14 protein-coding genes are annotated in these 11,856 nt (G+C 68.6%); 12 read left to right on the plus strand and 2 right to left on the minus strand.

The window, feature by feature from the left end:
- Positions 1–38: 38 nt before the first annotated feature.
- Positions 39–1,061, plus strand: a complete 1,023-nt coding sequence (locus ACHWVH_RS02170; RefSeq protein ID WP_295933121.1) for a glucokinase family protein — start codon at positions 39–41, stop codon at positions 1,059–1,061.
- Between the two features lie 158 nt (positions 1,062–1,219).
- On the opposite strand, the gene ACHWVH_RS02175 is transcribed toward ACHWVH_RS02170, so the two are convergent.
- Both ACHWVH_RS02175 and bioA read right to left on the minus strand, forming a co-directional pair.
- On the minus strand, positions 1,220–1,951 hold the full coding sequence (locus ACHWVH_RS02175) for a 16S rRNA (uracil(1498)-N(3))-methyltransferase (RefSeq protein WP_394686581.1): 732 nt from the start codon (positions 1,949–1,951) through the stop codon (positions 1,220–1,222).
- Positions 1,942–3,333 (minus strand): adenosylmethionine--8-amino-7-oxononanoate transaminase, encoded by a 1,392-nt coding sequence (bioA, locus tag ACHWVH_RS02180; protein ID WP_267101090.1) that lies wholly within the window; start codon positions 3,331–3,333, stop codon positions 1,942–1,944. The genes ACHWVH_RS02175 and bioA overlap by 10 nt, the downstream gene beginning before the upstream one ends.
- A 74-nt stretch (positions 3,334–3,407) precedes the next feature.
- On the opposite strand from bioA, the gene nudE reads away from it, so the two are divergent.
- The 11 genes from nudE to ACHWVH_RS02235 all read left to right on the plus strand — a co-directional run bounded on the left by nudE (position 3,408) and on the right by ACHWVH_RS02235 (position 11,755).
- Positions 3,408–3,962 carry an ADP compounds hydrolase NudE gene (gene nudE, locus ACHWVH_RS02185; RefSeq protein WP_026143746.1) on the plus strand — a complete coding sequence of 185 codons (555 nt, stop codon included), beginning with the start codon at positions 3,408–3,410 and terminating at the stop codon, positions 3,960–3,962.
- Entirely contained in the window at positions 3,959–4,759 is an 801-nt protein-coding gene (cysQ, locus tag ACHWVH_RS02190) for a 3'(2'),5'-bisphosphate nucleotidase CysQ (RefSeq protein ID WP_017912917.1), read from the plus strand. The genes nudE and cysQ overlap by 4 nt, the downstream gene beginning before the upstream one ends.
- 128 nt (positions 4,760–4,887) lie before the next feature.
- Entirely contained in the window at positions 4,888–5,664 is a 777-nt protein-coding gene (gene mazG / locus ACHWVH_RS02195; protein WP_267101215.1) for a nucleoside triphosphate pyrophosphohydrolase, read from the plus strand.
- Complete coding sequence (locus tag ACHWVH_RS02200) at positions 5,661–5,984, plus strand: YnfA family protein (RefSeq protein WP_017916569.1); 324 nt, start codon at positions 5,661–5,663, stop codon at positions 5,982–5,984. Before mazG ends, ACHWVH_RS02200 begins: the two co-directional genes overlap by 4 nt.
- 403 nt (positions 5,985–6,387) lie before the next feature.
- Positions 6,388–6,690: an Mpo1-like protein gene (locus ACHWVH_RS02205; protein ID WP_394686582.1), complete on the plus strand. Its 303-nt coding sequence runs from the start codon at positions 6,388–6,390 to the stop codon at positions 6,688–6,690.
- 63 nt (positions 6,691–6,753) lie between these two features.
- Positions 6,754–7,719 carry an SPFH domain-containing protein gene (locus ACHWVH_RS02210; protein WP_152237213.1) on the plus strand — a complete coding sequence of 322 codons (966 nt, stop codon included), beginning with the start codon at positions 6,754–6,756 and terminating at the stop codon, positions 7,717–7,719.
- A gap of 3 nt (positions 7,720–7,722) precedes the next feature.
- Positions 7,723–8,154 (plus strand): NfeD family protein, encoded by a 432-nt coding sequence (locus tag ACHWVH_RS02215; RefSeq protein WP_026144669.1) that lies wholly within the window; start codon positions 7,723–7,725, stop codon positions 8,152–8,154.
- 310 nt (positions 8,155–8,464) lie between these two features.
- Positions 8,465–9,571 carry a glycine cleavage system aminomethyltransferase GcvT gene (gcvT, locus tag ACHWVH_RS02220; RefSeq protein ID WP_017912924.1) on the plus strand — a complete coding sequence of 369 codons (1,107 nt, stop codon included), beginning with the start codon at positions 8,465–8,467 and terminating at the stop codon, positions 9,569–9,571.
- A gap of 92 nt (positions 9,572–9,663) precedes the next feature.
- A complete protein-coding gene (gene gcvH / locus ACHWVH_RS02225) occupies positions 9,664–10,059 on the plus strand; it encodes a glycine cleavage system protein GcvH (protein ID WP_017910465.1) in 396 nt (131 codons plus the stop codon).
- Positions 10,060–10,526: 467 nt separating this feature from the next.
- A complete protein-coding gene (locus ACHWVH_RS02230; RefSeq protein WP_394686583.1) occupies positions 10,527–10,976 on the plus strand; it encodes a hypothetical protein in 450 nt (149 codons plus the stop codon).
- A 323-nt stretch (positions 10,977–11,299) separates the two neighbouring features.
- A complete protein-coding gene (locus tag ACHWVH_RS02235) occupies positions 11,300–11,755 on the plus strand; it encodes a hypothetical protein (protein ID WP_394686584.1) in 456 nt (151 codons plus the stop codon).
- Positions 11,756–11,856 lie beyond the last annotated feature (101 nt).

The following is an 11,856-nucleotide window of genomic DNA, read 5'->3' on the forward strand; positions in this document are numbered from 1 at the left end:
AATCGGCGTGCGCCTGCTCTGGCGCAACGGGAGAAGATGTGTCCGCAAGCAGTTCATCAGTGGCAGCGGCCGTGCCGCGCGCCGAGCCCTTCATTGCTGCCGATGTCGGCGGAACCCATGTCCGGATCGGCCTGGTCGCACGCGCTGCCGGTGCCGGCCCGGCGCCGTCCGTCGATGTGCTGGACTATCGCAAATACCGCTGCGCCGACTATCCCGGTCTGGCCGAGATCATCGGCGAGTTCCTGGGCCAGGTGCAGGGGCCGAAGCCGACCCGTGGGGTGATCGCCAGCGCCGGTTACGCGCTCGAAGATGGTCGCGTCATCACCACCAATCTGCCGTGGACGCTGTCGCCGCCGGAAATTCGCGAGCGCCTGGGCATGAAGGCATTGCATCTGGTCAACGATTTCGAAGCGGTGGCGTATGCGGCCGCGTCGATGGACGCCAGCGAAGTGCTGCATCTGACCGGGCCGCGCAAGGCGCAGCGCGGGCCTGCGCTGGTGATCGGTCCGGGCACCGGTCTCGGCGCCGCGGTGTGGATTCCGACCCAGGGCGGCGCCATGGTGCTGGCCACCGAGGCCGGCCATGCCGCGCTGCCGATCGGCAACGATCTGGAACTGGCGCTGGCGCAGCGGCTGTTGCGCGATCGCTCCTATGTGCCGATGGAGCATTTCCTGTCCGGCCCCGGGTTGCTCAATCTCTATCGCGCGTTGTGCGAGCTGCGTGGCGCCACGCCTGCGCATGCCGCACCGAGCGACATCACCGCGGCTGCGCTGGCCGGCGACGATCCGCTCGCGCACGAGGCACTGTCCGCGTTCTGCGGCCTGCTCGGCAGCGTGGTCGGCGATATGGCGCTGCTGTACGGCGTGCAGGGCGGCATCTATCTGGCCGGCGGCTTCCTGCCGCAGATCGGCGCGTTCCTGTCCGCCAGCAGCTTCGTCGAGCGCTACTTGAACAAGGGCGCGATGCGTCCTGCGCTGGAGCAGATCCCGGTGAAGCTGGTCGAGCATGGCCAGCTCGGGGTGATCGGCGCGGCGAACTGGTTCCTGCAGCAGCGCCACTGAGCGGACCGGCGCGGCGATGGCCGCGCCGATGGGCGGCGTCCCGCAACGCCGGCGCGGCGTGCCTGGCGTGCCGTAGCGCGTCGATACATATATATGTCCCATGCCTGCGGCGCCTGCGTTGCGGCGCCGCTGTCTACAGCGTCATCGCTTGCCTGAACTCACAGGTCGCCGTGGTGCGCCTGCAGCGCCGCGATCGCGGCCAGGCCGGCGGTTTCGGTGCGCAGGATGCGCGGCCCCAGGCGCAGGCCGACGAAGCCGGCGGCCTCCAGCGTGGCGCGGTCGCGCGGCGACCAGCCGCCTTCCGGGCCGATCGCGATCGTCGCCGCAGCGCCGCCGATGGTCAGCGACCGCAGGCGGTGTTCGCCCTGCGGATCCAGGATCAACCGGCACGGGCTGTCCGCCGCGGCGCGCGCCGCATCGGCCAGCGCCAGCGGCGCGCTCAGCTGCGGCACGCGCGCGCGGCCGGACTGTTCGCAGGCCGAGATCACCACGCTGCGCCAGTGCGCCACGCGCTTGTCCACCCGCGCCGCATCCAGCTTCACTTCGGTGCGCTCGGCCCACACCGGCACGATCGCGGCGACGCCGAGCTCGGTGGCCTTCTGCAGGATCAGGTCCATCTTCTCGCCGCGCGCCACGCCCTGCAGCAGGGTGATCGCCAGTGGCGACTCGTTGTCGACCGGCTGCGCCGCGCCGATGCGCACGCTGGCGTTGCGCTTGCCGGCCTGCAGCAGTTCGGCGGGGTAATCGCAGCCGTCGCCGTTGAACAGCACGCAAGGATCGCCCTCGCGCAGCCGCAGCACGCGCAGCAGGTGGTTGGCGACGTCTTCCGGCAGGCTCAACTCTGCGCCGGCGTGCAGCGGCAGCTCCACATGGCAGCGGGTCAGGCGCATGCCACCGCCTCGTCGATCGCCGCCAGCGTGGTCTCGGCCAGCAGCGTCAACTGCTCGGCGTCCACGCAGTACGGCGGCATCCAGTACAGCACGTCGCCCAGCGGGCGCAGCACCACCCCGCGTTGCAGCGCGGCACGGTAGGCGTGCAGGCCGACGCGTGCGGACGCAGGGAAGGGCGTGCGCTTGTCGCCGGTGCGGGTGAGTTCGAACGCCACCACCATGCCGGCCTGGCGCACGTCGGCCACGTGCGGATGCTCGGCGAACGGCGCCGACAGCGCGCGCATGGTCTCGGCGGTGCTGCGGTTACGCGCGATCACGTCGTCCTCCTGCAGGATCCGCAGCGACGCCAGCGCCGCGGCGCAGGCCAGCGGGTTGCCGGTGTAGCTGTGCGAATGCAGGAAGGCGCGTTCGCGGCTGTCGTCGAGGAAGGCGTCGTACAGATGCTGGGTGGCCAGCACCGCCGACAGCGGCAGGAAGCCGCCGGTCAGGCCCTTGGACAGGCACAGCAGGTCCGGCATCACCCCGGCCTGCTCGCAGGCGAACAGGGTGCCGGTGCGGCCGAAGCCGGTGGCGATCTCGTCGGCGATCAGGAAGGCGCCGTTGGCGTCGCACAGTTCGCGCGCCCGCCGCAGATAGGCCGGATCGTGCATGCGCATGCCGCCGGCGCACTGCAGGCGCGGTTCCAGGATCACCGCACAGATCTCGCCGGGATGGCGGTCGAACAGGTCGGCCAGCGCATCGGCGGCGACATCGGCGCGTTCGCGCGCGCTCTGTCCCGGTTCTGCCTGGTACGCGTCGGGCGAGGGCGCGAATAGCGCCTCGGCCAGCAGGGGCGCGTACACCCGCCGGTACAGCGGGATATCGCCGACCGCCAGGGCGCCGATGGTCTCGCCGTGGTAGCCGTTCTCCAGCGCGACGAAGCGGGTGCGCCCCGGTTCGCCGCGGTTCTGGAAATAGTGGAAGGCCATCTTCAGCGCCACTTCCACGCCGGCCGAGCCGTTGTCGGCATAGAACACCTTGGCCAGCGGCGCGCGCCCTTCCTGGCGCGGCGCCAGCGCCAGCAACTGCTCGGCCAGCAGCACCGCCGGTTCGTGGCTGAAGCCGGCCAGCATCACCTGCTCCAACTGGGTGGCCTGGGCGGCGATGGCCGCGGCGATGCGCGGCTCGCCGTGGCCGAACAGATTCGTCCACCAACTGCTCACCGCATCCAGGTAGCGGCGGCCGCCGTGGTCGATCAGCCAGGCGCCTTCGCCACGGGCGATCGGGACCAGGGGCAGGGTGTCGGGGTGCTCGCGCATCTGCGTGCACGGGTGCCAGAGCACGGCCAGATCACGCGTGCGCCACGCCTCGGCCATCTGTGCTGCGGTCAGGTCTGATAGCATTTCGCGCTCATGAACAGGTTCTTCGCTCCGCGCATTCTATCGATCGACGCCGTCCGGCGCCGCAGGGTGCCGGCGTGACCCGTCGATTGCCGGTCATCCATGCCGTGCGCGAGCGCAGCGAATCGGCCGCCGAGCGCCGGGTCGAGGAGCTGGACCTGGAGTTCAGCAATGGCGAGCGCCGCGTGTTCCACCGGCTGAAGGCGCCGGGCCATGGCGCGGTGGTGGTGGTGCCGATGCTGGATGCGCAGACCGTGCTGCTGGTGCGCGAATACGCCGCCGGCGTGCATCGCTACGAACTGGGCCTGGTCAAGGGCCGCATCGACGCCGGCGAGACCCCGCTGCAGGCAGCCGACCGCGAACTCAAGGAAGAGGCCGGCTACGGCGCGCGGCAGTTGCGCGTGCTGCGCGCGATGACCCTGGCGCCGACCTACATGAGCCACCAGTCGTGGCTGGTGCTTGCACAAGATCTCTATCCCGAACGACTGACCGGCGACGAGCCGGAGGAATTGGAAGTGGTGCCCTGGAAACTGGCTGAACTGGATCAACTGATGTTGCGTGAAGATTTTTCCGAGGGGCGTTCGCTGGCGGCGCTGTTCATCGCCCGCGAGTGGCTGGGTCGCGCCGAATGATCCGTCTCACCAGTGATTTGCGCGAAACCGTGATCGCCATCGCCATCGATGCCGCCGCGGCCATCATGTCCGTCTATGCCACCGGCTTCGAGGTGGAGCACAAGGCCGATACCAGCCCGTTGACCCAGGCCGACCTGGCCGCGCACCAGATCATCGTCGAAGGCCTGGAGCGGCTGACCCCGGACCTGCCGGTGCTGTCCGAGGAATCGGCGCAGATTCCGTGGGAGGTGCGCGAGCACTGGACCACCTATTGGCTGGTCGACCCGCTCGACGGCACCCGCGAGTTCGTCAAGCGCAACGGCGAATTCAGCGTCAACATCGCGCTGATCCACCAGGGCGCGCCGGTGTTCGGCGTGGTCCAGGCGCCGGTGGACGGCCGCGTCTGGCATGCGGTGCGCGGCGAGCAGGCGTACCGCCGCGAGGGCTTCCGCGACACCGCGTTGAACACCCGGCGGCCGGCCACCGCGCCGCTGCGGGTGGCGGCGAGCCGCTCGCACCGCGACGCGCGTACCGACGCGCTGCTGCAGCGCATGGGCGAGATCGAACTGGTCGCGCAGGGTTCGTCGCTGAAGTTCTGCCGCATCGCCGATGGCGACCTGGACGTGTATCCGCGCTTCGGCCCGACCTCCGAATGGGACACCGCCGCCGGGCAGTGCGTGCTGCAGGCCGCTGGCGGCGCGCTGCTGGCCGCCGCGACCGGCAAGCCGTTCCGCTACAACCGCCGCGAATCGCTGCTCAACGGCGACTTCGTGGCGCTGGGCGATGCGGCGCTGCCCTGGCGCGACTGGCTGGGCTGAGCCGCGCAGCGAGCACGCGCCGCACGGCGCGCGCTCTGCCACACTAGGCGGTGGCGGCAGCGGTGCCGTCGCACCGGAACCCGCCCGTGACCCCCACTCGCTACGATCTTCCCGCCCTGCTCGACATCATGGCGCGCCTGCGCGATCCCGCGCAGGGCTGCCCCTGGGACCTGGAGCAGGACTTCGCCAGCATCGCCGCGTACACGATCGAAGAGGCCTACGAAGTGGCCGACGCGATCGACCGCCAGGACCTGGCCGGGCTGAAGGACGAACTCGGCGATCTGCTGCTGCAGGTGGTGTTCCATGCGCAGATGGCGCGCGAGCAGGGCGCGTTCGGCTTCGACGACGTGGTTGCGGCGATCTGCGACAAGATGGTGCGCCGCCACCCGCACGTGTTCGGCGACAGTCAGGTGGCCGATGCCGAACAGCAGACGCTGAAGTGGGAAGAGATCAAACGCGCCGAGCGCGCCGCCGCCGGCGAGCGCGACGGCTCGGCACTGGCCGGCATCGCCCGCGGCCTGCCGGAATGGCAGCGCGCGCTGAAGCTGCAGTCGCGCGCGGCGCGGGTCGGCTTCGACTGGTCCGGCCCCGCGCCGGTGCTGGACAAGGTGCAGGAAGAGCTGGAGGAAGTGCGTGCGGAACTGGCGCATGGCGCCGCGGTCGATCCGGCACGGCTGCAGGACGAGATCGGCGACCTGCTGTTCGTCTGCGCCAACCTGGCGCGGCATGCCAAGGTCGACGTCGGTGCGGCGCTGCGCCACGCCAACCTCAAGTTCGAGCGTCGCTTCCGCACGATGGAACGGCTGGCGCAGCAGGACGGCGGCGCGCTCGACGGCCTGTCGCTGGCGCAGCAGGAGGCGTACTGGCAGCGCGCCAAGGACGAAGAGCGCGCCGCGGCCGGATGAAGACCCTGCTGCTGTTCGTGCTGACCGCCGTCGCGGAAATCGTCGGCTGCTACCTGCCTTATCTGTGGCTGCGCGAACAGCGCAGCGCCTGGCTGCTGTTGCCGGCCGCGGGCAGCCTGGCGGCCTTCGTCTGGCTGCTGACCCTGCATCCCGCCGCCAGCGGCCGCGTCTATGCGGCCTACGGCGGCGTCTATGTCGCCGTCGCCTTGCTGTGGCTGTGGACGGTGCAGGGCATGCGCCCCACGCGCTGGGACCTGCTCGGCGCCGGCCTGTGCCTGGCCGGCATGGCGGTGATCATGTTCGCGCCGCGGCAGGGCTGAGGCCGCTCCCACAGGCGCTTGCGGCGAATGCGGCGGGTGCACTGTGGGAGGGACTTCAGTTCCGACGCATTGGATCATCGGAAAGCACGCCACGTTGCGCGTTGTGGCCGCATGACCGTTGCGCCCCAGGACACGTCCCTGCGCGATGGGCGGTGCCTTGCCGCCGCGAGACGCGTCATCGTCGCACCACGGCACGACGGAGGCCGCTCCCATAGGCGCTTGCGGCGAATGCGGTGGGTGCACGGTGGGAGGGACTTCAGTCCCGACCCATTGGATCATCGGAAAGCACGCCAAGTGCGCGTCGTGGCCGCATGACATCTGCGTGTCGCATCCGTGCGCAGCGCGCGACGCCCGCGCTCCCAGCGTATGCTGGACGCCTGCGTCGCCTCGGGAGGGCCATCGCATGCGTCGCTTCTCCAGTTTTCGCGAGTTCTATCCGTTCTATCTGAGCGAGCACCGGCATCGGGTGTCGCGACGGCTGCATTTCGTCGGCAGCCTCGGCGTGCTGGCGAGCCTGCTGCTGGCGCTGTGCACCGGCCAGCCGCGTTGGCTGTGGGCCGCGCCGGTCTGCGGCTACGGCTGCGCCTGGATCGGCCATTTCGTGTTCGAGAAGAACCGTCCCGCCACCTTCAATCACCCGCTGTACTCGCTTGCCGGCGACTGGGTCATGTTCAAGGACATGCTGCTGGGCCGCATCCGCTGGTGACCGGCACGTGCGCGTGCGCTGGCTATACTGCGGATTCGATTTCTTTCTGGTTAATGGAGCGACCTGATGCCGTCTTCCTTCTTCCTTGCGCTGGTGATCCTGTTCTTCGGCGTGGTGGTGCTGTTCAAGACCGTGCGCATGGTGCCGCAGGGATTCCAGTGGACGGTGGAGCGCTTTGGCCGCTACACCCACACGCTGTCGCCCGGCCTGCACTTCCTGATTCCGTGGATGTATGGCGTCGGCCGCAAGGTCAACATGATGGAACAGGTGCTGGACGTGCCCAGCCAGGACGTCATCACCAAGGACAACGCGGTCGTTCGCGTGGACGGCGTGGTGTTCTTCCAGGTGCTGGACGCCGCCAAGGCCGCGTATGAAGTCTCCAACCTGGAGATCGCCACCATCGCGCTGGTGCAGACCAACATCCGCACCGTGATCGGCTCGATGGACCTGGACGAATCGCTGAGCCAGCGCGAGACCATCAATGCGCAGCTGCTGAACGTGGTCGACCATGCCACCAATCCGTGGGGCATCAAGGTCACCCGCATCGAGATCCGCGATATCCAGCCGCCGCGCGACCTGGTCGATGCGATGGCCCGGCAGATGAAGGCCGAGCGCGAGAAGCGCGCGCAGATCCTCGAGGCGGAGGGCTCGCGGCAGTCGGAGATCCTGCGTGCCGACGGCGAGAAGCAGGCGGCGGTGCTGGAGGCCGAAGGCCGTAAGGAGGCCGCGTTCCGCGACGCCGAGGCGCGCGAGCGCCTGGCCGAGGCCGAAGCGCGGGCGACGGCGATGGTGTCCAAGGCGATCGCCGAAGGCGACGTGCAGGCGATCAACTACTTCGTCGCGCAGAAGTACGTGGAGGCGTTCAAGGAGCTGGCCACCGCGCCGAACCAGAAGTTCGTGCTGATGCCGATGGAGTCCAGCGGCATCATCGGCTCGATCGCCGGCATCGCCGAACTGGCGCGCGAGGCGCTGAACAAGCAGGCCTCCCCGCCGGCAGTGCCGCGCGTGCCGCCGCGCAACGGAGTCTGAGCCATGCGCATTGAGGTAGTGGCTTGGGGTGCCCTGACCTTGTTGCTGTTCGCGGCCGAATCGCTGGCGCCGGGCGCCTTCATGCTGTGGATGGGCTTCGCCGCCGCGGCGGTGTTCCTCGCCGTGCTGGTGTTCCCGGACATCTCCCTGCTGCTGCAGGTCGGCGCGTTCGTGGTGCTGAGCTTCGTCTCGATCCAGGTGTACCGCACCTGGTTCCGCAACCGCGGCCGGACCAGCGACCAGCCGCTGCTCAACCGCCGCGCCGAGCAACTGATCGGCCGCATGGTGACCCTGGACCAGCCGATCCACGGCGGCCGCGGCCGCGCCAAGGTCGACGACGCCTTCTGGGTGGTCGGCGGCCCCGACCTGCCGGCCGGCAGCACGGTGCGCATCGTCGGCGTGGACGGGATGACGCTGCTGGTCCAGGCGGTTTGAAAGCCGGGATTGGGGAGTCGGGATTGGGGATTGGTGCCGCGAGTGCGCGGTACCTCCACCTTCCCAATCTTCCTGCGCGTAGGAGCAGCGATCAAGCGCGCGTCCTTCGGCTCAGGACGCCCGCTCTTGCTAATCCCGAATCCCAACTCCCCGATCCCGGCCTTCGCTGAAGCCGCTCCCACGGCACTGCGCGATCGAGCGCCAGTCCTTCGGATCCAGGAAAGCCGCTCTGACGAATCCCCATTCCCGACTCCCCCAATCCCGGCCCCCAGCCAGCGATAATGGGGGACTTTTCTCACGGACCCGCGCCATGACCCAGAAGACCATCCTCAACGACAGCCACCGCGCCCTCGGCGCCAAGATGGTCGACTTCGGCGGCTGGGACATGCCGATCCACTACGGCTCGCAGATCGACGAGCACCACCAGGTGCGCCGCGACGCCGGCATGTTCGACGTCAGCCACATGACCGTGGTCGATCTGCACGGCGAGCAGGTCCGGGCGTTCCTGCGCCATCTGCTGGCCAATTCGGTGGACAAGCTGAAGGTGCCGGGCAAGGCGCTGTACACCTGCATGCTCAACCCGCAGGGTGGGGTGATCGACGATCTGATCGTCTATTACATGTCCGATGCGTTCTTCCGCCTGGTGGTCAACGCCGCCACCCGCGCCAAGGATCTGGCCTGGATCGGCGAGCAGGCGCAGGCGTTCGGCGTGCAGGTGCGCGAGCGCGACGACTTCGCGATGATCGCGGTGCAGGGGCCGAACGCGCGCGCCAAGGCGATCGGCCTGCTGCGCGAGCAGGATCGTGCCGCGGCGCAGAAGCTCGGTCGCTTCGCCGCGATCGAGGCGACCTCGGACGCGGGCGTGCCGCTGTTCGTCGCGCGCACCGGCTACACCGGCGAAGACGGATTCGAGATCGTGCTGCCGCAAGCGCAGGCGCCGGCGTTCTGGGAGGCGCTGATCGGTGCGGGGGTGAAGCCGGCCGGCCTGGGCGCGCGCGATACGCTGCGCCTGGAGGCGGGCATGAACCTCTACGGTCAGGACATGGACGACAGCGTCTCGCCTTACGAGGCCGCGCTGGCCTGGACGGTGACCCTCGACGAGGGCCGCGACTTCATCGGCCGCGCTGTGCTGGAAGCGCAGAAGGCCGGCGGCGCGCCGCGGCAGATGATCGGCCTGGTGATGGACGAGAAGGGCGTGCTGCGCCATGGACAGAAGGTGCTGACCGCCAACGGCGACGGCGAGATCCTGTCCGGTACCTTTTCGCCGACGCTGGGCAAGGCCATCGCCTTCGCACGGGTGCCGGCCGGCGAGCCGGGTGCGGTGCGCGTGGACATCCGCGGCAAGGAAGTGCCGGTGCGCGTGGTCAAGTTCCCGTTCGTGCGCGAAGGCCAGGTCCAGCCCGGCGTGCTCGGCTGAGTCCTGTCCACCGCGCGCGACTTCGTCCCCAAGCGCGCGGTTCGCTACACTAGACTCCCATCCTCGATACCGTCTTCTTCCGGAGCAGCCCCATGAGCGAGATCCCTGGCGACCTCAAATTCCTCAAGTCCCACGAGTGGGCCCGCGTCGAGGGCAACGGTCGCGTGACCATCGGCATTTCCGACCACGCCCAGGGCCTGCTCGGCGACCTGGTCTACGTCGAACTGCCGAACGTCGGCGATCACGTCGAAGCCGGCAACGGCGTGGCCGTGGTCGAGTCGGTCAAGGCCGCCTCCGACGTGTACAGCCCGCTCAGCGGCAAGGTCGTCGAGGTCAACACCGCGCTGAGCGACAAGCCGGAAACGATCAACGAGGACGCCTACGGCGAAGGCTGGATCCTGGTGCTGGAAGCGGACGATGCCGAGCAGTTGAACGAACTGCTGTCGCCGGACGAGTACGCCGAACTGCTCGAGGACGACGGCCACTGAGCCGACCGCCCATCGCGATACCCGAACCGGCCGCCCAGTGCGGCCGGTTTCTTTTTGGGCGCGGCTCGGCGAACTCGCCAGCGTTCGCGCGTCGGCAGCGCCATTCTCGGCATGGCGATCCCGGAACGCGCGTCGCCTGCGTCGCCGCGTGCGTCGCTGCGAAGACCATGTGAGGTCGCCGCCGGGCGTACCGCGAGCGCAGCGTGTTCGTCGCGTCTGGCGGAGACCGATGCCGACGACCCGCGCGTCGGCCGGCGCCGGTTTTCCGACGCGGCGCAGGTGCAGCGCGGCGTGGAGGCACAACGTGGGTCGGCGACGCGCGGGCATCGGCGATGCGGTGTGCGCTGCTCGCGTCGCCGATGCATGGCGGCGCGGTGCGTGCCGGCGCCAGTCGATCACCTCTGCGAGCTGTTTCGGTCGACACGACCGTGCAACGGCATCGCCGGAGGACGCGTTGGCGACTTGGCATGGAGGTGGGCGAGGGCAGTCGTGCGCGTCGCGGTGTGTCGGCGACGTGCGTGCAGGTCGTGTCGCAGTGGCGCGATGCGGCGCCACCCGGCGACGCGGCACGCATGCATCGCGCGCGTCGTGAGCGCCGCACGACGCAAAAAAGTTTGCGCACTTTTGCGCATTTGCACTTGTGCGATGCCGGAACCGCGTGCGGTCGCGAAATTTTTTTTCAGCTAGCGGACAGGCTGGCGTGCATCGCCGCGGTTCCCGCCGACGCTTCGCCGCTGCCTGCCCGCAACGCGATCGAGGCAGTGTGTCGTTACAGAAAACACGGAAATTTCCCTGCTTTTTTTGCATGCGCCGTTTTCCTCGCGGCGTCGGCGTCGGCGATCGGCGGCGTCGGCAAGGCGGCCAGTGCGGCATGCGGCGTCGGTGGCGCGCGCGCCATCGAAAAAAAAATTGCGTAGAAGTGTTGACAGTAAAAAAAACCGTGATTAGGTTTCGCCCAGCAGACGTTGCTGCGCAAGCGAGTGAATCGGATCGACATCAAAACGCGAAGCACAACTTGGACATCCGCCAGGAACCCGAAGATGGTGGAGTTGGAGTCGCTTCCCTCCGAGAAACGCAACGTCTCCCCTGGCATCGCACCCGTATCGCTATCCGGTACGGGTGTTTCTGTATCCGATCCGGCCCGCAGCGCGCGCCGGCGGTTCCCGCAGGCGGAGCATCGCCGCGAGGTTGCTTTAACTGGGCATTTTCAATCCATAGTTCACTGACGAGGAGCCATCCCATGGCGACGAAAAAAGTTGCGAAAAAGCCGGCCGCTAAGAAGGCGGTCAAGAAGACTGCCGCCAAGAAGCCGGCAGCGAAGAAGGTTTCGGTAAAGAAGGCGGTCAAGAAGGTCGCCAAGAAGGTGGCCAAGAAGGTCGCCAAGGTGAAGAAGGCGGTCAAGAAGGCCGTTGCCAAGAAGGCAGTGAAGAAGACGGCGAAGAAGGCCGCCACCAAGAAGACCGCGAAGAAGGCCGTCGCCAAGAAGGCGGTGAAGAAGACCGCGAAGAAGGCTGCGACCAAGAAGACCGCTGCCAAGAAGACGGTGAAGAAGTCGGCTGCCAAGAAGCCGGCCGCGAAGAAGGCAACTGCGAAGAAGGCCACCGCCAAGAAGACCGTGGCGAAGAAGAAGCCGGCCGCTCGCAAGAAGAAGGCCGCTCCGGTCGCGCTGCCGGCCACGCCCGCGCCGCTGATCTGATCCATCCCGATCGCTGTTCCTAGACTCTCTCCCCGGTGCCCAGCGGGGAGGGAGTTTTTTATGTGCGGCATCCTGCCGCGCGTGCCCGCAGTCCCGGTTGT

Source organism: uncultured Xanthomonas sp. (genome assembly GCF_964278005.1).
GTDB lineage: Bacteria > Pseudomonadota > Gammaproteobacteria > Xanthomonadales > Xanthomonadaceae > Xanthomonas_A > Xanthomonas_A sontii.